Origin of the sequence: Pseudonocardia sediminis (assembly GCF_004217185.1) — a bacterium.
Lineage (GTDB): Bacteria > Actinomycetota > Actinomycetes > Mycobacteriales > Pseudonocardiaceae > Pseudonocardia > Pseudonocardia sediminis.
Genome location: NZ_SHKL01000001.1, coordinates 5092888 through 5116528 on the forward strand (window position 1 = coordinate 5092888; position 23641 = coordinate 5116528).

Annotated in this window: 20 protein-coding genes; 6 read left to right on the forward strand and 14 right to left on the reverse strand. The window is 73.3% G+C overall.

The genetic code is table 11. The annotated features are described in order from the left end of the window. Positions 1-60: 60 nt before the first annotated feature. Entirely contained in the window at positions 61-1680 is a 1620-nt protein-coding gene (locus EV383_RS23830; RefSeq protein WP_130292000.1) for a tyrosine-protein kinase domain-containing protein, read from the reverse strand. Positions 1681-2098: 418 nt separating this feature from the next. On the opposite strand from EV383_RS23830, the gene EV383_RS23835 reads away from it, so the two are divergent. The 5 genes from EV383_RS23835 to EV383_RS23855 all read left to right on the forward strand — a co-directional run bounded on the left by EV383_RS23835 (position 2099) and on the right by EV383_RS23855 (position 6831). Next, positions 2099-2812 carry a sugar transferase gene (locus EV383_RS23835; RefSeq protein WP_341273744.1) on the forward strand — a complete coding sequence of 238 codons (714 nt, stop codon included), beginning with the start codon at positions 2099-2101 and terminating at the stop codon, positions 2810-2812. A 39-nt stretch (positions 2813-2851) separates the two neighbouring features. Then, positions 2852-3142: a hypothetical protein gene (locus EV383_RS23840; protein ID WP_130292002.1), complete on the forward strand. Its 291-nt coding sequence runs from the start codon at positions 2852-2854 to the stop codon at positions 3140-3142. 606 nt (positions 3143-3748) lie between these two features. Further along, on the forward strand, positions 3749-5227 hold the full coding sequence (locus tag EV383_RS23845) for a sugar transferase (RefSeq protein ID WP_207223639.1): 1479 nt from the start codon (positions 3749-3751) through the stop codon (positions 5225-5227). 54 nt (positions 5228-5281) lie between these two features. Next, the gene (locus tag EV383_RS23850) at positions 5282-5506 is read left to right on the forward strand and encodes a glycosyl hydrolase family 28-related protein (protein ID WP_130292004.1); all 225 of its coding nucleotides are present in this window, start codon (positions 5282-5284) and stop codon (positions 5504-5506) included. 14 nt (positions 5507-5520) lie between these two features. After that, positions 5521-6831, forward strand: a complete 1311-nt coding sequence (locus tag EV383_RS23855) for a hypothetical protein (protein ID WP_130292005.1) — start codon at positions 5521-5523, stop codon at positions 6829-6831. On the opposite strand, the gene EV383_RS23860 is transcribed toward EV383_RS23855, so the two are convergent. Together EV383_RS23860 and EV383_RS23865 are read right to left on the reverse strand one after the other, a co-directional pair. After that, positions 6800-7819, reverse strand: coding sequence for an acyltransferase family protein (locus EV383_RS23860; RefSeq protein WP_165438482.1), 1020 nt, complete (start codon positions 7817-7819; stop codon positions 6800-6802). The two genes, EV383_RS23855 and EV383_RS23860, sit on opposite strands and share 32 nt — an antisense overlap. Positions 7820-7965: 146 nt before the next feature. Further along, a complete protein-coding gene (locus EV383_RS23865; RefSeq protein WP_130292007.1) occupies positions 7966-8742 on the reverse strand; it encodes an SDR family NAD(P)-dependent oxidoreductase in 777 nt (258 codons plus the stop codon). Positions 8743-8762: 20 nt separating this feature from the next. Between EV383_RS23865 and EV383_RS23870 the strand changes: the two genes are divergently transcribed. Beyond that, the gene (locus tag EV383_RS23870; RefSeq protein ID WP_130292008.1) at positions 8763-10052 is read left to right on the forward strand and encodes a putative glycoside hydrolase; all 1290 of its coding nucleotides are present in this window, start codon (positions 8763-8765) and stop codon (positions 10050-10052) included. 53 nt (positions 10053-10105) lie between these two features. Here EV383_RS23870 and EV383_RS23875 read toward each other — a convergent pair whose 3' ends face one another. The 11 genes from EV383_RS23875 to EV383_RS23925 all read right to left on the reverse strand — a co-directional run bounded on the left by EV383_RS23875 (position 10106) and on the right by EV383_RS23925 (position 23568). Further along, positions 10106-11560: an oligosaccharide flippase family protein gene (locus EV383_RS23875; RefSeq protein ID WP_207223640.1), complete on the reverse strand. Its 1455-nt coding sequence runs from the start codon at positions 11558-11560 to the stop codon at positions 10106-10108. 19 nt (positions 11561-11579) lie between these two features. Continuing rightward, positions 11580-12596 (reverse strand): YveK family protein, encoded by a 1017-nt coding sequence (locus EV383_RS23880; protein ID WP_130292010.1) that lies wholly within the window; start codon positions 12594-12596, stop codon positions 11580-11582. A gap of 86 nt (positions 12597-12682) precedes the next feature. Next, positions 12683-13801: a glycosyltransferase gene (locus EV383_RS23885; RefSeq protein WP_242623275.1), complete on the reverse strand. Its 1119-nt coding sequence runs from the start codon at positions 13799-13801 to the stop codon at positions 12683-12685. Positions 13802-13936: 135 nt separating this feature from the next. After that, a complete protein-coding gene (locus EV383_RS23890; protein WP_242623276.1) occupies positions 13937-14632 on the reverse strand; it encodes a class F sortase in 696 nt (231 codons plus the stop codon). A gap of 11 nt (positions 14633-14643) precedes the next feature. Next, the gene (locus tag EV383_RS23895) at positions 14644-15642 is read right to left on the reverse strand and encodes a DUF4397 domain-containing protein (RefSeq protein ID WP_165438483.1); all 999 of its coding nucleotides are present in this window, start codon (positions 15640-15642) and stop codon (positions 14644-14646) included. Positions 15643-15781: 139 nt separating this feature from the next. Next, positions 15782-16945, reverse strand: a complete 1164-nt coding sequence (locus EV383_RS23900) for an MFS transporter (protein ID WP_165438484.1) — start codon at positions 16943-16945, stop codon at positions 15782-15784. 575 nt (positions 16946-17520) lie between these two features. Next, positions 17521-18117, reverse strand: coding sequence for an HNH endonuclease (locus EV383_RS23905; protein WP_130292013.1), 597 nt, complete (start codon positions 18115-18117; stop codon positions 17521-17523). A 126-nt stretch (positions 18118-18243) separates the two neighbouring features. Further along, complete coding sequence (locus tag EV383_RS31815) at positions 18244-20271, reverse strand: glycosyltransferase family 4 protein (RefSeq protein ID WP_242623277.1); 2028 nt, start codon at positions 20269-20271, stop codon at positions 18244-18246. Beyond that, entirely contained in the window at positions 20268-21542 is a 1275-nt protein-coding gene (locus EV383_RS32965) for an O-antigen ligase family protein (protein ID WP_423213659.1), read from the reverse strand. The genes EV383_RS31815 and EV383_RS32965 overlap by 4 nt, the downstream gene beginning before the upstream one ends. After that, positions 21539-22675, reverse strand: coding sequence for a glycosyltransferase family 4 protein (locus tag EV383_RS23920; RefSeq protein ID WP_130292014.1), 1137 nt, complete (start codon positions 22673-22675; stop codon positions 21539-21541). The genes EV383_RS32965 and EV383_RS23920 overlap by 4 nt, the downstream gene beginning before the upstream one ends. Next, positions 22672-23568, reverse strand: coding sequence for a class I SAM-dependent methyltransferase (locus EV383_RS23925; protein ID WP_165438485.1), 897 nt, complete (start codon positions 23566-23568; stop codon positions 22672-22674). Before EV383_RS23925 ends, EV383_RS23920 begins: the two co-directional genes overlap by 4 nt. Between the last annotated feature and the right edge of the window lie 73 nt (positions 23569-23641).

The window sequence follows — 23641 nt, forward strand, 5'->3', positions numbered from 1 at the left end:
CGCCGCAGGTGTCAACGGCCGATGCAGATGCCGGGACGCACAGTCGGCCCCGGCCGTCGGTCAGGTGCGGTTCTGACCGCCGTCGCGACGGGGGGCCACCCGCGTGGTGGCCTCCGACGACGACGGGATCGGGCCCGACTGGTTCGGCGACATCTGCTTACCGGCCGGGGCCTGCCGGTTCTGGGGTGCCTGCTGGTTCTGGCCTGCCTGCTGGCCCTGCGGCCCGGGCTGACCTTGTGGCGCCGGGCGCGGCCGGGACACCGCCGGCGAGCCGCCGGTGGTGGGGCCCGACGGGGCGGATGCCGCCGGAGAGGCGGCCGCGACCTCAGCGCTGTAGTAGCTGTTGTACTTCGCGTACGCCAGCGGACCGCTGTCGGGGACCATCGTGAACACGGTGCCCAGCGGCTCCACCGACACCGACCGCAGGGCCTGGGCCGCGGCCTCGACCTGCGGGCGGGTCGTCTGCCTGAACCGGCACACGATCACCGCGCCGTCCGTGGCGGGCGCGATCGCCGCGGCGTCGGTCACCGGCAGCAGCGGCGGCGTGTCGATGAGGACGATGTCGTAGCTCGAGCGGGCCTCGTCGAGCAGGGCGCGCATCTGGTTGCTGCCGAGGAGCTCGGCCGGGTTCGGCGGGGTGGGCCCGGTGGACAGGACGTCGAACGCCCCGCCGCCCCACGGCTGCACCGCCTGGGACAGGCGTACCCGTCCGGACAGGACACCGCTCAGGCCGACCGAGCGGTCCAGCCCGAGCATCGCGCTGAGCTTCGGACGGCGCAGGTCGCCCTCGATGACGAGCAGACGCGTACCCATCGAGGACAGCGCGATGGCCAGGTTGGCCACCGTCGTCGTCTTGCCCTCGCCCGGCATGGAGCTGGTCACGAGGATGACCTTGCGTGGGTTGTCCACGTCGATGAACTGCAGGTTCGTACGGAGCTGGCGGAACGCCTCCGCTCGCGCGCTCTGCGGGTCGTCCTGCACCGTCAGGGGCTTCTCCAGCACCTTGGAGTCGAACGCGATCGCACCCAGGTTCGGGGCGCCGGCCGAGGCTGAGAGCTGCTCCACGGTCTTCACCGACGTGTCGAGGGCGTTGCGCACGAACGCCGCGCCGACGCCGACCGCGAGACCGGCGAGCAGGCCGAGAGCGAGCGTGACCGGAAGGCCGGTGGACGACGGCTGGTCCGGGATCGGCGCGGGCTGCACGACGCGCACCGCGACCGGGGCGATGCCGTTCGGGGCGGCCGGGCGCTCCAGCTCGTCGACGACCTGGGTGACGACGGTGCCGACGGTGTTCGCGATCGACGCCGCCTGCTCCGGAGACTCCTCCGTCACCGCGATGTTGATGATGACCGAGTCCAGGGCGCTGGTGGCGGTCAGATGCGACGCGAGCTGCTCGGGTGTCTGGTCCAGGCCGAGGCGGCGGATGGTCTCGCTCGTCACCCGGTCGCTGGTCACCAGCTCGTTGTAGGACTTCACCCGCTGCTCCGACAGCTGCGCGCCCTGGTAGGCCTGCTGCGGGTTGTCCCCGACCTGGGCCGAGACGTACAGCGAGAGCTGCGCGGTGTACTCCGGCGGCCGGACGAGGAACGCGGCCAGCGCTCCGATCAGGCCGAGGACGACCGCCAGCACGATCACCAGCCATCGCTCGCGCACCACGCGCAGGTAGTCCTGGACTGTCATGGCAACGCCCCGATCGTCGGTAACTCGGCCGATGGCCCCGATCACGCAGTGGCGCCGACCCTAGGCCATTCGCCCGAATGAGTCCGTAGGCCGGAACGATCCCGGCGCCGTCCGCGCACGGGGTCCTCGGGCCCTACCGATCTTCGGCTCCGACCTGGGGCGTCGGCGTCGAGCGGGAACTGTACCGACCGGGTGACGAGCAGTACTCGCAAACCCCGCACCCAGCGGTATATCCGCAGCTCAGAGCACCTTATCGGGTCGGCATCGCCGTCGTCCGCGACACCCTCTCCGGAAATCCCTCATCACCTTTGAGGAATCGACGGCCCTCTCGCTAATGGGCCGTCCGGACGTCGCGATGAGCCTCATGAACGCGGCCACACGGTCGCACCGCCGCACCGCCGAAGGGGAGACAGCGAGAATGAACGCCGCCGCGCAGGTCCTGGTCACCGCACCGGCCCAGGCCACCTCCGACGTCGTCATCCCGGCACCGCGCCGTCGGTTCGAGCTCATCACCGGTGACGCCACCCCCGCCCGCCGCGCCGGTCGCGCCTACGCCGTCCTCAACGCCGTCGTCGCTCTCCTGCTGATCGTCCTCGCCGCCCCGGTCCTGCTCGTCGTCGCGATCGCCGTCAAGCTCGACGGTGGCCCGGTCCTGTTCCGCCAGACCCGCGTCGGCCAGGACGGCCGCGAGTTCCGGATGATCAAGTTCCGCTCCATGTGCGTCGACGCCGAAGCCCGCCTCGCCGCGCTGATGGAGTCCAACGAGGCCGCCGGCCCACTGTTCAAGATGGCCCGCGACCCGCGCATCACCGGCGTCGGCGCCGTCCTGCGGAAGTTCTCGATCGACGAGCTCCCCCAGCTGTTCAACGTCGTCGGCGGCACCATGGCCCTCGTCGGGCCCCGCCCGGCACTGGCCCGCGAGGTCGCCCACTACTGCCCGATGGCGATGCGCCGCCTCGACGCCAAGCCCGGCCTGACCGGCCTGTGGCAGGTCAGCGGACGCAGCGACCTCAGCTGGGACGAGTCCATCCGCCTCGACGCCCACTACGTCGACACCTGGTCCCCCGTGGCCGACGTCAAGATCCTCGCCCGCACCGCCGGAGCCGTCCTCCGCGGCGGCGGCGCGTACTGACCCTCTCTCCACGACCCTGCACCGGGAAGGCACACCGAGATGACCACCCCTCCGATCGAGCGCCGCGCGAGCGCCGACGACAGCGTCGTCACGATCGCCGGCCTGATCCCGGCGCAGCGCGAGAGCGCCGAGAACCCCCTCCCCGACCGGCTCGTCGTCGAGCCGCCGGTCATCGACCGGCAGGCACTGCGACTGTGCCGTTGCGGCCACGAGGAGGACGCGCACGACCACTACCGCGGCGGCGACGACTGCGGCGTCTGCGGCCCCGTCCGCTGCCGATCGTTCCGCCTCCGGACCGGACGACGGGCGCGGTCCTCCTTCCGTCGTTGACCCTCTGACGACGCACGGCGGGTCACCCGTCCGTGAACCATTGCGCTACGGTCATGCAATTTTGCCTGGTCGCGACTCGCCCCACCGGCACGAACCGCTTCACAGCCCCGGCGCACAGCACCACGCGCCGGGGCTTTCGCTCGTTCGTTCCGGCCACGGGATCCGATCATCAATTCTGTGGACGCCCGGCTCGATCACACCCCGTCATGTCGTACGGCCGGCAAATTGTGAAGATCGAATCAAATTAACGGAACGGACGATGTTGCTGACTATCTGTCACGGTTAGCCATACACACGGTCCCCGCCGGGCACCGTTGCGCGACATCGATGCTGGTCGGAACGATCTAGGCATCGTCAACACAGACGGTGACGCGATCACAGCACGGAGTCGATCGTGCCGGACCTCGTTGGGTGGCAATTCGGAGATCGGGCTGGATCACACAGATCGACCGTTCTCAGCTTCACTCGTCAGTGTTATCGTCATCGGCGCCCGGACACGGAGAGCCACATTTCCGACCCCAGGACGGGCCACACCACGCTCCATCGGTCGTACGCCGTCATCGGCGTAGGGCTTCAGTGGTGTGCCCGGATGGAAAGGGTCATCGGGTGCAGCAGGCAGAGACCACGGCATTGACGGTCAGCAGGGTCGCGGTTCCCGTGTTCCCCGGCCCGCCGCTGGTGGCGTCACCGCCGTTCTCGACGGGCACGAAGGTCGAGGCCCGGCCGGCGACCCGCCTCCTCCGCCGCCTCGACGAGCGCTTCAGTGGGCTGACGGTCCTGCTGGTGCTCGCCGACCTTCTCGCCCTGGCCGCCGCGCTGATCGTGATCGGCGAGGTCACGCTGACACCGGTCGTCGCCGCGGCCGCGGGCCTGCTCCTGTGCTGCAGGGCGTCCGCCCGCGTCTACCGCTCGAGGCTGCGGCTGTCCTGGTTCGACGACCTTCCGCGCGAGCTCGTCGCCGTCACGGCGGCGGTCGGGATGTTCGTCGTCGTCGGCGGTCTGGTGTTCGACCTCGGACGCTCGATGGTCCCTGCGCTGCAGGAGGTTCTGGTCGCGGCGCTGCTCGGCCTACTGCTGCGTGCCGGGGTGTTCCAGATCGCCCGGGTCGCACGCCGCCGGTTCGGCCACGGCGACCGCACCGTCGTCATCGGCACCGGGAAGCTCGCCACCGACCTCACCCAGTCCATGCTCGAGCACCCGGAGTTCGGGCTGCGCCCGGTCGGCCTGGTGTGCACCGGGCGCGGCGGGGACTGCGACCACATCGACCTGCCGGTGATCACCGAGCCGCTGGTGCCGGCCGTGCTGCGGAGCCGGGCCGCGAGCGTCGTGTTCGCCTGCCCCGACGTCCCCGACGAGGAGACGCTCGACGCTGCGATCCAGGTGCGCCGCCTCGGTGCCACCGTGCTGATCGTCCCGCGGATGTTCGAGCTCTACCACGACGGCGCCGGCGTGGAGCGGCTGCGCAGCTTCCCGCTGGTGCGCCTGCCGTCCGACCCGACGCGGCGCCCGACCTGGTGGGTCAAGCGCTTCCTGGACTCGGCGATCGCCCTCGTCGGCCTCGCGCTGATCTCCCCGCTGCTGCTCGTCGCCGGCATCGCCGTGCTGATCGAGAGTGGCCGTCCGATCTTCTTCTCGCAGCTGCGGGTGGGCCTGGACGGGGAGCCGTTCACGCTGTTCAAGCTGCGCAGCCTGCGCCCGGCGAACGACGCCGAGCAGCAGACGCTGTGGTCGGTCGCCCACGACCCGCGGGTCGGGCCGGTCGGACGTTTCCTGCGCCGCACCTCGCTCGACGAGCTGCCCCAGCTGTGGAACATCGTCCGCGGCGACATGAGCCTGGTCGGGCCGCGACCGGAGCGCCCGTCGTTCGTCGAGCAGTTCTCCGAGACCCACGACCGCTACGCCGCGCGGCACCGCGTCCCGACCGGTCTGACCGGGCTGGCGCAGGTCAACGGCCTGCGCGGGGACACCTCGATCGCCGACCGGGTGCGGCACGACAACTACTACATCGCGAACTGGTCGCTGTGGCTCGACGCACGGATCCTCCTGCTCACGGTGCGCGAAGTGCTGCGCCGCGGACAGCACTGAGAGGCTTCTCGATAAGTCGATCCGAGAGGACAATCCAACTGTCCTAGGTCCTCCATGAGCAGTTCTAGACGTCGCCGGGATCATGCAGTACGGCTGGTCAGCGCGGGCCAGTACGCCCTGGTCTCCCTCGGCTCGCTGAACGTCAAGTCGTTCGGCGCGAAGGGCGACGGCACCACCGACGACACAGCCGCGATCCAGGCCGCTCTCGCCGCCGTCCCCGCCGCCGGCGGGCAGGTGTTCTCTTCCCGGCCGGCACCTACCGGGTCACTTCCGGGCTGACGTGCGCGAACCAGGTGAAGCTGGTCGGTGTCGGCCACGGCTCCATGTACGGCCTGGGCGGATCCCGGATCAACTTCACCCCCACCACCGGCGTCGCACTGACCCTGTCCGGCGTCGGCTCCGTCGTCCAGGACCTCGCCGTCGAGCACGCCGCCTGGCAGACCTCCCGCGCGACCGCAGGCGCCGGGATCCGGCTCGCCGCGGCCACCCACTGCGCCCTGGACCGGGTCATGGTCATCGGGTTCTGGAACAACGTCGAGTGCCTCGAAGGCGAGTACTACACGATCACCGATTGCAAGATCCTGGAGTTCGCCCACTACGGACTGCTGCTGGCGCACGACAGCAGCAACGACCACGGCGACCAGGCGATCTACGGCAACCACATCGGGAAGTTCCGCGACACCACCCCGGGCGGGACGGCCGTGTACTGGCGGTCCGGCGGCGGGGTCCGCTTCCAGAACAACAAGATCAACGCGTTCGGGCAGACCGGGGAGCCGAACACCGCCCGCCTGGCCAAGGGCATCCACCTCGACATCGCCGACTTCACCAGCACCTCGGTGTTCCCGATCGTCGGCAACAGCATCGAGAACTTCACCGAGCACGGCATCCTCATCAGCGGCAACGCCGGGAACATCGACAAGGTCACGATCACCGCGAACGAGCTGGCCAGCTTCGTGGCCGGGTCCGTCGGCATCGAGACCGCGCAGAGCAGTTTCATCTACAGCTTCAACTGCTCAGCGAACACGATCAACGACGTGGGCACCGCGATCCGGCTCAAGCGGGTCCGCGAAGGCGCCGTGATCGGCAACTCCGGCACCAGCGTCTACGACTACGGCATCCGCTGCGGCGAGGCCGTCATCAAGATGGACTTCGGCCGGAACAAGTGGCCGTCGGAGACGACCTACCCGTGGTTCTTCGACAACTCCGGCTACCCGCCGCTGTCGGACAACACGTTCGAGACCACCCTGTTCATCAACTCCACGGTCACCCCGATCGACCTGTTCGAGATCGGGTTCACCCAGTACGGCCGCGGGTTCGTCGAGGTCGAGATCACCGGCGGCGTCGACAGCCTCGGCGCGAACGCCTACCTGTTCAAGCGGCTCATCGAGGCCAACGCCAACGGGCAGGACCCCGGGCAGGTCACCATCGGCACCGACGTCGCGTCCGGCGGGAACATGACCGCCGCGATCGTCACGGCGGGGCAGGCGAACCCGACGTGCGTCCTGCGGATCACCCGCTCCGGCGGCACGAACATCAACCTGACGGTGAAGGTCCGCGCCTACGGCCAGGGCCTCAAGCACGTGAAGCAGCTCGTCGCTGGCTGACCGGCACCACCCACAGCCACGACACCGGCCGCAGCGCACGCGCACCTGCCAGAGCCAGCGCGAGCGCCGCGCTGGCCACCAGTGGTGCCGCGACCAGCGGCCACCAGCCGCCCCAGCCCGCGGTGAGCTCGGCGACCGCCAGCACGGCGACGAAGTGCAGTACGTACACCGGCAGCGTGTTCCGCCCAAGCACCGCCAACGGGGCGACCACGCGGGCGTGCTGCAACCGGCCGAGCAACGCCAGCGCGGCGGGCAGCCCGAGCAGCGGCAGCACCAGATCCCCGGCCACACCGTCCCGGCCCACGACCGCCACGACCACGCCAGCGCCGGCCCAGGCGGCGCCCACCCCGGCGACGGTCCACCAGCTGGTCCGCGACACCCACGCCCGCACCAGCGACGACCCGTAGCAGCCGGCCAAGAAGAACACCGCGTAGTGACCCATCCGGTCGAACATCCACACCCCGGTCGTCACCGTCTCCGTCGCGAACAGCGCCGACACCGCCCCAGTCGTAGCGAGCTGCGCAGTCGGGGGCAGCGAGCGCGCGGCGCGGGCGAGTGCGAAGAACACGGCGAGCGCCAGCAGATACCACGGGGTGGAGTCCTTCGCCGCCGCCTCGGTCGCCCACCACCAGGCGCCCTCCGGCTGCCGGGTGACGGCGGCCCACACCGCGTACCCAATGACGTAGACGCCGGCCCACAGCGCGAACAGCCACCCGAAGTGCGCCAGCTTCGACCGCCCGAACCGGGCTAGCGGCGCCTGCAGCGCACGGGCCGCGAACAACCCGGAGACCAGGAAGAACAGCGGCATCCGCACCGACGCCAGCGAGTCGTTCAGCAGGTTCCACGCGGCGACGCCCTGGCCGTGGTCGTTGACTGCGTCCTGGCTGTGCCGCAGCACGACCAGCACGATCGCGGCGCCCTTCGCGACGTCGATCCACGTCTCGCGGGTCGTAACGGACGCTACGGCGGTCGGGCGAAGATCGGTCACGCACCGTTCATCGTCGCGTACCAGCCGTCGTTACGACTGTCGGTCATCGCTCGCCAGTTCTGATGACCCGCGGCCCGGGATAATCTCTGTTACGCCGGATAACGCTGGTCGCGCGGCGGGCCACGTGAACCGCAGCTTCTACTTGCCTAGTCCGTGACACGAGCCCGCTTATCGAACTTTCGCTTGATCGGGCCGAGCACTCGTCGGAGAGGTTCGATATGCGGCCAGATGCGGTCCAGCACTCGTCGGCGGGGCACGTCGACGAACGCCCGGTTCCCGTCGTGCGCGCGCAGCGCCGCGGCCACGACGCCCTCAGGGGTCTGCCAGCGGCCGGCCGGGACCTCGCTGTGGTCGGCGCCGTGACGGTCGTGGAACGGGGTGCGGACGTAGCCGGGCCGCACGCAGGTCACGACGACGCCGCGCGGGCCGGCCTCGGCGCGCAGCGTGCGGGTCAGGTGCTCGACGGCGGCCTTCGTCGCGGCGTAGACCGGGTGCTGCGGGGCCGGGTAGTCGACGGCCGAGCTGGAGACGGTGATGATCCCGCCGCTGCCGCGACCGAGCATGCCGAGCAGGGCCGAGCGCAACAGGCAGGCCACCGCGGTCAGGTTCACCTCGACCGTCTCGCGCAGTTCCGGCTCACGCAGCTCGACCAGGTTGCCGACCGCGCCGGTGCCGGCGTTGGCGACCAGCAACGCGACCGACGTGCCCGGGTCGGTCAGGAAGGCCTGCACCGCCGCGAGCCCGGCCGGGTCCGCGAGGTCGGCGGCGAGCGTGCGCGACCCCGGGACGCGCGCGGCGACGTCGTCGAGACGGCCCTGGTCGCGACCGACCAGCAACACCTGATGACCACGCCTCCCGAGCTCGACGGCGAACGCCGCTCCGATCCCGCTCGACGCCCCGGTCACCACGGCCCAGCCCGGCATCGGGGTACCTCCTCGAACACGTGCCACGACACTGCGACGCGATCTACGACATGATCGGACTCGTGCACCTTATGCGGCGGTTCCGCGTACCCGGGCGGTTCCTCGTCGCTTTGTCGCTCACCGCGTCCGTCCTGGGCGGATGCGCCGCGGGTGTCTCGGCGCCGCACCCCGAGCCGGCCGCCCGCGTACCGCTGGCGGACCCGGCCGTCTGCGGGCTGTGGAACGCGATCGGCGCCGCCCCCACCGACGCCCAGCTCGTCGACGCGGCGCAGCGCTACCAGGTCGTCATCCTCAACGCCTGGGAGACGGCCGCGCAGAAGCGGCTCAAGGCGCTGAACCCGGCGATCACCGTCCTCGTCTACAAGGACCTGTCCTCCACGCGCAGCTACGAGACCGCGACCCTGCACGGCGGCCTGCTGCCCACCGGCGTCGACTTCGCCGCGACCGAGCGCGAGCACCCCGACTGGTTCGCCACCGACACCGGCGGGCGCCGCGTCGAGTGGGCGCCGTACCCGCAGCACTGGCAGATGGCCGTCTGGAACGCCGACTACCAGCGGGAGTGGACGACGGCGGTCACGACGGAGGCGGTCCGCGACGGGTGGGACGGCGTGTTCGCCGACAACGACTTCGCCAGCCTGGGCTTCTACTCCGACGCCGTGCTGGCCGGGACGTCGTCGCGGGCCGAGACCGACCGCCTGCTGCGCGACGGCCTGGACCGGATGGTGGCCGTCGCCGGGTCGGCGCTCGCCGCTCAGGGAAAGCTCTTCATCCCGAATCTGTCCGAGGCGCGGCTCTACCCCGGCCGCTGGACCGAGCACGCGCGCTTCGGCGGGGCGATGGAGGAGAACTTCGCCCAGTACGCCGGCGACGAGCTGCTCACCTGGCAGGGCACGCAGTGGGAGGAGATGGTGCGCACCTCCTCCGACGGCAAGCACCTGAACCTGCTGGTCACGAAGACGGCCGGGGTGCCGGAGTCGTCGCCGGGCGCGGCCGGGCGGGCCGGGTTCGCCGGGGCCGCGCTGCTGGCCGGGGACCGAGCCTGCTGGACTGGCCCGGACGCCGGCGACTACTCGCGTCCGGCGTTCTCCGGGTACCAGTCGCTCGCTCTCGGCGAGCCCCGCGGACCGGCGGTGCAGCAGGACTCCGGGGTGTGGACGCGGGAGTTCACCGGGGGCTGGGTCGCGGTCAACCCGAGCGACGCCGACGAGACCGTCACCCCACCCGCAGGCCTGTCCACCACCGACGGCACCGCGATCACCTCCGACCTGACCATCTCCGCCGCCGACGGCGAGATCCTCGTCCGGCGCTGACGCACCCGTGCGCGGAAATCCCTGCCAGGGCAGCGATTTCCGCTCACGAGGGGTCAGCCCGCGCGCAGGTGGCGGAGGTCGCGGATGAGGTCGCGGTTGGTCAGGGCCATCACGGCCAGGAACGCCGCCGCCATCAGGAGCCCGTCGACGACCAGGCCGAGGTAGGACGTCGGGTCGGCCAGGAGGGCGACCTGGTCGGTCCCCCACCGCACGAGCAGGCAGGCCCCGGCGGCGAGGACCAGCCCGCCGACGGTGCGGAACACCGGTCCGGCCTGCGGCAGCGCGCCGGCGCGGTGCAGCACGAGCAGCGCCGGCGGCACCACGATCCAGACCGCGACGAACTGCGCCATGGCCGCGGCCATCACCCCGTACGGGGTGAGCACGACGAGCCCGACGAGCAGCAGCACCAGGTGCGCGACCTGCAACACCAGGTACGCGCCGGGCTTGTCGACCGCGCGCACGACCTCCTGCAGCATGTACTGCAGGGCGAAGCCGATCCCGTACCCGCACAGCACGACGAGCACCGGGCCCGCGGGTGCCCACCGCTCGTCGAGGACGACGACCCGGTCCGACATCACCGCCGCGATCACGTACGGCGCCCCGGCCAGCACCAGCAGCGCGCGGACGAACCGGCTCACGGCGGGGCGCAGCTCGCCTCCCTCGCGGCGCAGCCGGGCGTAGACCGGGAACGACACCGCGCCGAGCACCAGCGCGACCATCACGTACGGCGCCCACGCGATCCGGAACGCCAGCGAGTAGACGCCGACCGCGTCCGGCCCGAGGACCCGGGATACGGCCGGGTAGTCGACGTTGATCAGCAGGATGGCGATCACCGCGCCGGGACCGACGACGCGCGTCCAGCGCAGGGCCTCCATCGCGGCACCGGCGTCCCAGCCCGGGCGGATCCGCACACCGACGGCGACGCCGAGCAGCGGCTGCAGCACCGCCCCGCAGAGCAGGCCGATCGCGAGCGACGCCGCGCCGTGCCCGGTCGCGGCCAGCACGATCGTGACGGTGGTGGAGACCAGCGCGCTCCCGCCGTCGGGGATTAGGCGGCGGGAGAACTGCAGGTCACGGTGCATCAGGCCCATCTGGACGCCGGCCGCGGCGGTGAACGGCAGGCTCAGCGCCGCGATCCGGATCAGGCCGGCCGCGGCGGGGGCGCCGAGCAGGGCCGCGATCGGGGCGGCGAGCAGCACGCCTGCGGCGGCGAGGACGACTCCGATGCCGACGCTGATCGTCATCATCGTGCCGGCCATCCGGGCCGGGTCGCGGGCGGTGCGCGAGACGATGTCGAACACGCCCATCGACTGCACGACCTGGCCGACGTTGACCAGCGCGACGGCGACCGTGACCAGGCCCAGCTCGCCCTCGGTAAGGAACCCGGCCAGTACCACGGTGAGCACGACCTGGCTGCCCTTGGCCAGCAGGTTGACCAGGCCCAGCCACAACGACCCGCGCGTGGCGCTGGCGCCGATACCGGCCGCGCCCTCCTCGGGCGCGGCCACGTCGACGGGTCTGCCGGTCTCAGACAAGGACGACCGCGAGCACCGGTTCGGCCGACGGGAGCGCGGTCAGTGCACCGCGGACGTCGTCGCCGCGGACGGCGTCCCGGTCCACCACGATCAGCACCGACGGGGCGACGGCCTTCTCGCCGGTCCGCGGCACGGAACCGGTGGCGGCGAGGTCGCTGCGCAGGCCGCGGACGGCGTCGTCGACGCCGGGTCCGGCGGCGAGCACGCGCAGGGGACGGTCGGCGGCGCGGACGAGGACACCGACGCGGTCGAGCAGGGCCGGGTCGTCGACGTCGAACACCGAGACCGGGGCGCGCCCGGCGGCGGTGACGGCCTCCAGCGCGGCGCGTCCGGCGGGCACGCGGGCGCGGAACGGGCGCATGGCGAGCGCGGCGGCCAGGGCCGCGACCAGCCCGGCGATCAGCGCGAGCCCGGTCGCCAGCGACCAGTCCGGGCTGACCTGCGTGACGGCGGCCTGCGCGTCGAGGGTGCGCAGCGTGCCGGCCGGGGCGAGCAGGTCGGCGCGGATCACCTGCGCCGCGACGACCTCGGCGAGACGGCCCGCGAGCTCCGGGTTCTCGGCGGTGACCGAGACGCGGGCGACACCGGACCCGGCGAGCAGCTCGACGCCGATCCGGCTACCGAGGTCGTCGGCCGACGGTGCCCCGGGGACCTGCGACGACACCGCCTCGAGCAACGACGGCGACGTCACCAGGTCGCTGATCGAGGGCATCGCGAGGTTGACGACCTCGCCGTAGCTGGTGGAGACGCCGGACTGGTTGAGCAGCGCGGACCCGCTGGACTCGGTGGGCAGCGCGAGCAGCCCGACGCGGCCCGAGTAGGACGGGGTGAGCAGCGCGGTCACGCCGAGCACGAGCGCGGCGACGACGATCCCGGCGACCACGGCGACGGCCGTGATCCGCGGCCAGCGACGGCGGGGACGGCGTCGGTCCGTACCCACCGGGGCCGCGGGAGGAGTGCGGGGACGGTCGGCCGACCCGGTGCGGGCGGCGTCTCGGTCGGTCGACACGCGACCATCCTGCCCTGCCGCCGACGCGTCGTCACGGGGCGTCGGCGGTGCCGTGGCGTTCCGCTTGCGTGTGCCGTTGCTGTTGGTCATCGCGTCCCCGATCGCCCGTTCACTTCGCTGCCCGCCGGTCGTGCCACGGCGTGGTCGTGCATGCGCGACACCAGCTCCGCGACCGCGTCGGCGCTGCGCCGGCGGTCGAAGAACTGCTGTGCCCGCTCCCGGCCGGCCGTGCCCTCGGCAGCGCCCGGACCCGACGGGTCCAGGCGCGCCACGAGAGCCGCGGCCAGCGCGGTGGTGTCCCCCGGCGCGACGACGGCGCCGGCGTCGCCGACCGCCTCGCGCACGCCGGTCACGTCGAAGCCGACGACGGGACGTCCCGACGCCAGCGCCTCCAGCGCCACGAGCGGCATGCCCTCCCACCGCGACGGCAGCGCGAGGACGTCGGCGGCGGCGTAGTACGGCGCCGGATCCTCGACGGATCCGCGCCAGAGCACCGACGGGTCCGGGTGCGCGGCGCGCCAGCGTTCGGCCTCGGGGCCGTCGCCGAGCAGCACCAGCGTCGCGTCCGGGACGGCCGCGCGGACGGCTCCCCACGCGTCGAGCAGCAGGTCCTGGCCCTTCTGCAGCGCCAGGCGTCCGGCGCAGAGCACGACCGGGCCGTCCCCGAGACCCAGCGCGGCACGCGCCGGGGCGGGCGGGGCCGGGGTGAAGCGGTCGGTGTCGACGCCGTTCGGGACGACGACGGTGTCGCCGCCGACCCCGGCCGCGCGGCCCGCGTCGCGCTCGGCGTCGCTGACGCAGAGCAGGCGGTGGGTCCAGCGGGCACCGAGGCGTTCCCAGTTCCGGGCCGCGGCGGCGACCGGGCCGTCGACGGCGTCGAAGGACCAGGCGTGCGGCTGGAACACGGTCGGGCGGCGGCCGCGGATCGCGAGCCGCCCGGCGAGACCGGCCTTGGAGCTGTGCAGGTGCACGACGTCCGGGTCCTGCTCGCGCACGATCCGGGCCAGCGAGCGGGACTCGGCGAGCACCGACGGGCCGGGGCCGCGGGAGGCGTTCCAGGTGCGGACGCGGACGCCGGCGGCATCGGCGCGGTCGGCCAGCGGGCCGGGCGGGCAGGCGAGCGTGACGTCCCAGCCGCGGTCGCGCTGGTCGCGGCACAGCGCCTCGGCGACGACCGCCACCCCGGCGTCGACGGGCTGGCTCACGTGCAGGATCCGCACTCGTCGCCCCCGTCCCGCAGCCGATGGATTCACCTGAGCCGTCGACACGTCGCGGCCGTTCGTTACCGCAGCTCACGACCGTGTGAGCAGCGCCTCTGCCAAGATCACCGACGGTGCCGGTCAGTGCACGGAGGCGAACACCACGACGTTGTCCTCGTAGGACCGGACGTCCCGGTCGAACGCCCCGCCGCAGGTGATCAGGCGCAGCTGCGCGTTCGCCGTCGGGCCGTAGACCTCGTCGGAGGGGAACGCGTCCTTCGGGTAGCGCGCCACCTTGTCAACGACGAAACGGGTCTTCCAGCCGTCGGTCCGGGTCACGACGATCTCCTGCCCGGCCTTCATCTCGTGCAGCCGGAAGAACACCGCGGGCCCGCGGAACGAGTCGACGTGCCCGACGATCACGGCCGGGCCCGCCTCGCCCGGCTTCGGGCCCTGGGCGTACCAGCCGATGCGGTTGTAGTCGACGGGTGCGGTCAGCGCGCCCGCCGCGTCGAGCCCGAGCTTCTCCGGGGCGCCGGCGTTGAGGCCGATCGCGGGCACCGCCACAACGGCCGGGGCGGCGACGGGCTTCTTCGCACGGCTCGACGTCGGCACCACCTCGGCGCGGACGGCGGCCGGGGCCCCGGCGACGACGGGCTCCGGCGTTCCGCCCTCCGTCGGACCACCTGAGTTCGAGACGCCGAGACCGGCCGCACCCAGCGGCACGGCCAGTACGGCGACGGCGATCATCGCCCGGCCGGTCGGGCCGAGCCGGACCGGCGCCTTCGGCTGCTCACCGGAGCCGCGCTCGTGGCCGGCGGCGTCCGGTCGGCTCATGAACATCGTCGTCAGCCGGTCGACCGGCGACGGCTCATCGAGGACAGGGCGAACACCAGCAGCGGTGCGCCGGCCAGGGCCAGCAGGATCGGGAGCACGCCCGGTCCCCCGTCGGCGGTCGCGCCCGCACCGGCGGGGACACCGCCGATCGGGATCTGCTGCTGCGGGGCGGGCTTGAGCGCGGGCGCCGTCGGGGCTTGAGGCGAGGCGGGTGCGCCCGCCTCGGGTGCACCGGCGGGCTGCTTCGTGGCCGGTGACGGGGTCGAGGCGATCCCGACCGGCAGGCCCTTGACGTCGGACAGTGGCTTGACGGCGAGCTTGCCGGCCTTGTCCTTGGTCACGACGACCGTGTTCACCGAGCCGCCACCGACCGGCAGCTGCCCGGCCAGGGTCTGACCGCCGGCGCTGAGCCGGACGTTCCAGGTCTTGGCGGCGACCGTCGCGTAGTCGGTGACGGTGCCGTAGGCGAGGTCGGTGGCGAGCTTCGGGCCGTCGACGGCCAGGGCCTGCAGCGGCGGGAGTCCGTCGGCGCCCTGCACGAGCCGGACCTTGCCGTCGGCGGTGCCCGGGGCGGTGAGGTCGTCGTTGACGAGCTCGCCGCGGACCGAGCCGCCGGAGCCGTTGTCGAAGAAGAGCAGCGTCTGTGCGGTGCCCGCGGCGATCTGCAGGCCGGCCGAGAGCGGCGCCTCGGCGTTCGGGTCACTGCCCGCGGGGCGCATGTAGATCGAGTACCGGCCGGGGACGAGCTTCAGGTAGTCGGTGACGGCACCGTAGGCGGCCCCGCTCGCGACGCGCTGGTCCACCGACGACGGGCCCTCGGGACCCGACAGCGTGATGTCGACGCCCGGCGTCGTCGGGGAGAGGTGCCCGAGCCGGATCTGCCCGGTCGGCTCCTGCGCGCCCGCCACCGGCGCGAACGCCAGCGTCGCCGCGCTGACGAGCAGCGCCATGCCGAACAGTCCGAGCACGCGGTCACGCATCGTGTGGTGCCGCAGCCGATGACGTCCCATCGATCTCCCTCTCCCGGGCCGACGGCGAACCGTCACGTTCCGAACCCGGTCGACCGCACACAGTGGACACTCAGCGTGAAGATCGCTACCGGGCGGGCTCATCATAGAACCCGAGAGGGTGTTTCGTATCTCGCGGGGATCACGGTTCGTGTGACTCGGCGTGTTCGGCAACACTTTCCGGATCTTCCGGGCCCGCTCGCGGCCGAAGCAGCGGGGCGCAGACGAGCACGAGCGCCGCCACCAGACCCGCACCGCCGAGTGCCCACGCGCCGAACAGCGCGATCCCGGAGAACTCGGTGCCGAAGGAGGCTACCGACGTCACCGTGGCCCGGGCGCGTCCACGGATCCGGTCCTGCAGCCGCGACTCCACGCAGACGCGGACCGCCTGGTAGAGCCCCCAGAACAGGGTCACGCCGACCAGCCCGGCCGGATGCGTCGTGAGCGCGACCGCCCCGAGCGCCGCCGCGGATCCCACGAGCAGCACCACCCCGGTCCAGCCCCGGACCCGGCCGCCCGCGGCCGAGCCGAGCGCCCCGGCGACCGGGACGACGAGCAACGCCAGCGGGACGAACGCCGTCGGGGTGCCGGCGTCGGAGGCGACAAGGGGGAAGTACTCCTCGATCGCGTCGACGCCGCCGAGCACCGCGACCGCGAGTACCGCCACCCCGACGGCACGCGTCCGGACCGACTCCCGCACGCCGTCGACCATCGTGGACCACCAGCCCGGTTCACCCTCCGCGTCCGCGGTCGGGTCGGGGGCCGGGCGGGGCTCGGGCAGGAAGAGCGCGGGGATCGACGACACGAGGCAGCAGCCGACGCTCACCCAGCCGACCAACACGTACCCGCCCAGCTCGTAGAGCGCACCGGCGGCCAGGCCGGCCGGGATCTGAGCGAGCTGCGCGATCGCGTTCAGGGCGCCGTTGACGCGGGGGTAGGACTCCGTCGCGCCGTGCTCGGCGAGGCCGTCGTAGAGCAGCGCCTCCAGGGCCCCGGACGCGAGCGAGGCGCCGACACCCCACAGCACGAAGCCGGCGGTGAACCCGGCGAAAGTCGGCAGCACCGTCCAGACGGCGAACCCGGCCGCGATCACGAACCCGCTGGCCACCACCGACCCGCGGCGCGACCACCGGTCGGCGAGCGCGCCCGAGGGCACCTCGACGACGATCCCCGCCGAGGACCAGATCGCGAACAGCGCCGAGATCTCCGCGACCGAGAGTCCGGAGTCGGCGAACAACAACGCGTAGAGCCAGAAGATCGGCACCGCGTAGTGCAGGGCCTGCCAGACGAGTGCGAGCCGCACCATCCGGCGGGCCGGGAGCGGGAGAGTGCGTCAACCGGGCATGGCGGAACCCTAGGCCCGGTTCAGCCGATCCGGCACCCCCATTTCCGGCCCCGCCCCACCCGACTGAGCGCCACTCATGGCGCATACGTTCGGCGTGGCAACACGAAAGCGCCACAAGTACCCGGGCCGCCTGCCGCTGCGTCCCCGCCCAGCCTCCACTCCTGGCGCAGACGTTCGGCGTCGCAATACGAGAGCGCCACAAGTACCCGGGCCGCCTGCCGCTGCGCCCCCGCCCAGCCCGCACTCATGGCGCATACGTTCGGCGCCGCGGCACGAAAGCGCCACGAGTGCGCGCCAGCCGGAGCGGCTACGCGTCACCGGAGCCCGGCGGGCCGGCGTGGGTCACCGGCCCGGCGCCCCGACGGGTTCCGACGAGCGTGACGTTCGTAGCGCCCTACGCGATGCCGCTCTCGTCGCGCCACTGCCGAGCCTGTGCGCGGCAAACCGGCCCCGGCGTATCTGTTCCCCGTCGCGACGAGCGTGACGGTCGTGGCGTCGGACGCTACGACCGTCACACTCGTTGCGAACGGATCCGCTCAGGCGGCGGCGTTGAGCCAGGGTTCCCAGGCCGGGAGGGGTTCCACCGCCAGGACCAGTACTCCCCCGGCGGCGCGGCTGGGCGGGGCCGGGACCGTCTTGAGAGTCCAGCCGATCTCCTCGACGAGGCGGTCGGCCTTGCGGGAGTTGCACGTGCGGCAGGCCGCGACGCAGTTCTCCCAGGAGTGCTTGCCGCCCCGGCTGCGCGGGATGACGTGGTCGATCGTGTCGGCGCGGCGGCCGCAGTAGGCGCACCGGCGTCCGTCACGGCGCAGGACACCGGCGCGGGTCATCGGCACGGCGCGGCGGTAGGGCACGCGGACGTAGCGGGACAGGCGCATCACCGACGGCGCCGGGAGCGAGAGGTTCTCCGAGCGGAACGAGGTGCCCTCCAGGGCGACCTGCACGCACTCGGCCTTGCCGCTGAGCAGCAACACGATCGCCCGCTTGGCCGTGACCACGGCCAGCGGTTCGAAGCTCGCGTTCAGCAACAGCACCCTGGACCCCGTGGGCACCGCGCCCGGGTTCGGCGCGGGTCCCGGTTCCGCCTCGGACTCGAGGTCGGTACCGATGGGGACCAGTTGTCGGAACGGCACGCGACCACCTCCGGGGAACCACACGCGGGTGCGTGTAGTCGACCATACGGGGGTCGGGTTACGTAAGTGTGATATCGCGGCCGACGGAAGGTGATCCGCCGGACGGCCCTGTCCCTCGCGAGCGGGTCAGACGAGCACCACGGCCAGCAGGGCGCCGGCCCCGGGCAGGGCGGAGACGGTCCCGGCGAGGTCGTCGGTGCGGGTGCGCCGGCGGTCGGCGACGGCCAGGACCGACGTCGGCTCGTCCGGATGTCCCCCGGCGGCCAGGGTCGTCACCGGGGCGAGCTCGTCGCTCAGCGACCGGACGTGGTCCTCCAGCCCGGGACCGGCGGCGATCACCCGCAGCGGGCGCCCGGCCTCGCGGGCGAGCACCCGGACCCGGCTCGCCAGGACGGGGTCGGCCGCGTCGAGCACGGCGACCGGGTCGCGCCCGGTGTCGCCGAGGGCGCGCAGCAGGGCCGCGTGCTCGCGTTCGCGGTTGCGCCGGCGCGGCAGCAGCACCGCGGCGGTGGCGGCCGCCGCGACCAGGCCCGCGAGCAGCGCGAACGCCGCGCCGTAGACCGGGTCGGCGGACACCCGCATCACGGTCGCCTGCCGGTCGATCGCCCGCAGCTCGCCGGCGGGGGCCAGCAGGCCCGCTCGCACGACCTGCTCGGTGACGGCCTCGGTGAGCCGCCCGGCCGTCTCCGGGTCGCCGTTGCGGACGCTGATCCGGGCGACGCCGGAGCCGGGCGTCAGCTCCACCGAGACGTCCGGGCGCAGGTCCTGCGGCGACGGCGATCCCGGCACCTGCGCGGCCGCGGCGGCCAGCAGGGTCGGACCGGTCGCGAGCTCGGGCAGCGACGGCAGCGCCAGCGAGACGACCTCGCCGTAGCTGGTGGAACCCGACGAGGTCGACGGGGCGAGCACGGTCGTCGTCCCGCCGTTCGTCGGCTGCGCAACGATCCCGATCGTGCCCTGGTAGACGCCCGGCTGGGCCAGGACGCCGGCGAACACGGCGACGGCGACGAGCACCCCGGCCAGGGCGGCCGCGGTCGCGACCCACACCCGTCCGGGACGTCCGGGCGGGCCGGAGTGCCGGGCGCCGCGCAGCACGTCGTCGTAACGGCGCAGCATCGCGTCCGGGTCATGGTCGCGGGCGATCACCTCGCGGCCGGCGCGGGTCAGGGACTTGCGCAGGGCCGCATCGTCGAGCACCCGGGCCAGGGCGGTGGCGACCGCGTCCGGGTCGCCGGGCGGGACGAGCAGACCGGCGCCGTCGCCGAGGACCTCGCGCACCCCGTCGACGTCGGTGGCGACCATCGGGCGTCCGGCGGCCAGCGACTCCAGGACGACCATCGGCAGGCCCTCCCAGTCGCTGGTCAGGACGGTGGCGTCGGCCGCGCGGAGCAGCGCGTCGACGTCGGTGCGGGCGCCCAGGAACCGGACGCGGTCGCCCTGCGGTGCGGCCGCGGTCTCCAGGCCGGCCCGCAGCGGGCCGTCGCCGGCGAGCAGCAGCACGGCGTCACCGGGGACGCGCGACCAGGCGTCGATCAGGACGTCGTGCCGCTTCTGCGGCGTCATCCGGGCGGGGCAGAGCACGATCCGCCGGTCGGACGGCAGCCCGAGGGCCTCCCGCGCGGCACCCCGGCGGCCGGTGGCCTGCGCGGGGACGGTGTTGCGCACGACGGTCAGCCGGGTGCCGGTGAGCCCGGCGCCGCGCAGCCGGTCGGCGATCGCCCCGGACACCGCGACGACCACGTCGGAGGTCCACGAGAGCAGCCGGGCCGCCCCGCGGTAGTCCGATGCGCCGACGCCGTGGAACACCGTGACCAGCGCGGGACGGCGGCGCAGCGTGTGCAGCGCGAGCCACAGCACGACGCTGAGAAGCACGTTGTGCGCGACGACGACGTCCGGCCGGAACTCCCGGGCGGCACGGCGGGCACCGGCGGCGCTGCGCAGCAACGCCACCGGGGAGCGCCGGGCCAGCGGCATCGCGTACGTCGCGACGCCCTCGGCCGCCACCTCGTCGGCGCGACGGCCGCCGGAGCTGAGCACCGCCGACGTCCAGCCGTGTACCACGCCGCCGCGGGCGAGGTCGGCGACGACCCGCTCCGCGCCGCCGTCGCCCATCTCGTTGATCGCGTGCAGCACCCGCATCGTCGAGCCGCTCATCGCACAGCTTCCGTTCCGTTCCGCAGGCCGAGCGCGCACGCCGCGGCGATCATCGACCAGAGGGGCATGTAGTACTGCTCGGACAGGAACGTCGAGGCCACCAGCACCGCGATCAGCGAGCACTGCACGGCCAGCGGCAGCAGCCGGTCCGGTCCGGCGCGGGCCGCGCGGACCGCCTTCTCCGACGACCACAGCGCGACCCCGATCAGCCCGAGGAACCCGGCCAGGCCGAGCAGCCCCAGCTCGGCGGCGACCTCGACGTACATGTTGTGCGCGACCGGCGTCTGCTCCTCGAGCTCCGCGTTGTGCGAGACGCCGAGGTAGTTGCTGCGGAACCCGCCCGGACCGACGCCGAGCAGCGGGTGCTCCGGCAACATCTCCGCGGCGATCTGCCAGCGCAGCGCGCGGGTGTCGACGTTCGACCCGGCCACCTGGTCCTTCTGCGACAGCGCCTGCCCGACCAGCGTGCTGAACGCCAGCGCCATCACCGCCCCGGCGACCACGACCACCGCGCCGACGCCCACCATCACCCGCGGCGCGATGCCGCGGCGCAGCGCCAGCCAGGTCACCGCGACGGTCAGCGCGATCAGCCCGCCGCGCGAGACCGTCACGGCGGCACCGAGCACGAGGATCAGCACCAGGACGCCGATCAGCACCGCACCGGCGCGCGGGATCGACCGCCGCGGCATCCCATCGGCACCGTCGCGGCGCCGTCGCGGGACGAACAGCGCGACCAGCAGCGGGACGGCCGAGACCAGCACGTAGGCGAGGTCGTTCGGGTCCTCCATCGGGCCGGTCGCGCGCGGGGAGTCGTCGATCAGGAAGCTCCACAGCGCGCCGCCGCCGGCGACCGCCGCCCCCAGCACCGACGCCCACACCAGGACCCGGACCGGCACCTCGCGGGAGGCCAGGTCGAGCAGCACCAGGGCGGTGAGCAGGAACGACACCCAGCGCTGGGTGTAGTCGAGGGTGAACGTGTCGCCGTTGTGGATCGCGGCCGAGGCCAGCACGGCGACCGCCAGCACGGCGAGCGCGACGTGCGCGGGATGGAACGCCGGCAGCCGCCGCTGCCGCACGCGGACGACGAACCAGGCGACGACGAGCAGCCCGGCCGGGATCTTGGTGACCGTGTCGTTGATCTCGAGCAGATAGCCCTCGAACGACGACAGCGCGACGGTCAGGAACGCCAGCGCCTGCAGCAGCCGCGCCTCGACGCCGTCGGTGCGGATCTCCCGCACCAGGGCGCCGGGGCGGGTCAGGACGGCGGTCACGCGGCTCGTCCCGCGGGCGCGTCCGCGCCGGTCAGGGCGGTGTAGAGGTCGAGGTGGGCGCGGGCGGCGGTGGCGGCGGAGTAGCGGTCGGCGGCGCGCCGGGCCAGGGCCCGGCCCGTCGCTGCGGGGTCGGGGTCGTCGAACAGGCGGCGCAGGGCCGCGGCCAGGGAGTCGACGTCGCCGGGGACGGCGAGCAGGCGCGGGTCGTCGAGCATCGTGGCGACGTCGCCGGTGTCGGTCGCGACGACCGGCTTGCCCGCGGCCATCGCCTCGATCACGACCAGCGGCTGCTGCTCCATCCGCGACGGCACGACGACGGCGTCCGCGGCCCGCATCAGCTCCGGCACGTCGCTGCGGAAGCCGAGCATCTCGACCCGTCCCCCGAACCCGGCCGCGAGCGACGCGATCGCGGCGCGCTCCGGGCCGTCGCCGGCGATCGTCAGGTGGGCGTCGGCCGGCATCGTGCCGGGGCGGGCGAGGGCGGCGAGCAGGTCGCCGATGCCCTTGCGGGCGAGCAGCAGACCGACCACCAGCAGGCGCCGGACGGGCCGTTGCGGGGGCTGCGGCGGGCCGAGCTCCAGGCCGTTGTCGACGTGCACGAGCCGGCCCGCGGGCAGGCGCAGCCGGTCGTGCAGGAAGCGGCGCATCGGCTCGGACGGGACGACGGTGCGGTCCAGCACCCGCCCGACGACGGCGTCCGCGGCCAGCGTGGCACGCGTGTACCGCGAGGGGCTCGTCGCTGCGGGCAGCCCGCGGAACCACGGTTCGGTGACGTCCTCGGGCACGCCGTGATAGGTCTGCAGCAGGCGGGGACGGTCGCGTGACCAGCGCATACCGGTCAGGACGAGTCCGGCCCGGCGGTCCTGGGCGTGCACCACGTCCGGTCTCCATGCACGCAGCTGCGCGTGCAGCGCCCGGGCCGCGGCGACGTCGAGCTTCGTGTCGACGCCGGTCGTGGTCCAGTGCTCGGACAGCGTCCCGGTGCCACGGGCGGGCGGCGGGCCGAACACGCGGACGTCGGCGGCGCCGGTGCGGACCAGCTCCGTGGCCAGCGCCAGACAGACGTCGACCGGTCCCCCGCGGTCCTGGGTCAGGGTGAACGCGACCCGCGGCGTCGTCGGGAGCGGGGTCACTGGGCACCGCGGTACTGACCGGGCATCTCCGCCGCGGACAGCGGACGCTCCGCGCGGCGGCCGAGGAAGAAGACCCCGGACGCGCCGTCGACCTGCATCGACGGCGGGATCACGTGGTCCAGGAACCGCAGCCAGAACAGCGTCAGCCGGGTCAGCCGGCCGACGGCCTTCGACCGGGTGACCCCCGCCGCGACGGCGCCGAGCGTCCAGATCAGCTGCACGCCGCTGCCGCCGACGACGCCGGAGTCGAGCCGGGAGAACGCGCGGAACAGCCAGCGGTGCCCGGACTCGGTGAACCGGGTGAAGTCGTAGGGGCCCTCGTGGACCTGCTGCAGGAACGGCGTCTCGGCGTAGACCAGCCCGTCCGGGCGCAGCACCCGGTGGATCTCGGCGACGACGCGGGCCGGGTCGAGCACGTGCTCCAGGACGGCCTGGACGACGACGGCGTCCACCGAGGCGTCGGAGAACGGGATCTTGTGCGCGTCCGCGACGAACTGCACGTTCTCGCCGGCGTAGATGTCGAAGGCCAGCACCTCGACGCCCGGGTCGGAGTAGAGCCGGTCCGCGCCGTTGCCGATGTCGCCGCCGCCCACGACCAGCACCGTCGCCCGTGCTCGCTCCCGCGTCAGGGTGTCGACGAGGGTGTCGATGTTGCCGCGGGTCCGCCCGTCGGGGTTGGTGACCCGGCGCAGGGCGCGGCGGATGACGGCCTTCACGCCGCTGCTGCGGTCGATCTCGCTGACGGCGCCGCCGGAGAGCAGGCGCGTGCGGTCGAGGATGGAGTCGTCGTAGTCGACGTAGACGGGCCAGCGGCCGACGTGCTCCGGCTCGGCCGGCCAGTCCACGAAGTCGGCGAGTCGCTCGGGTGGGGCCAGCATCAGAGGGTCACCCACCGGACACGTTGCGGCGCACTCCCCACCACGACCTCCCGACATGATCACGACGTTCCCACCCGTGCGTCGCCGA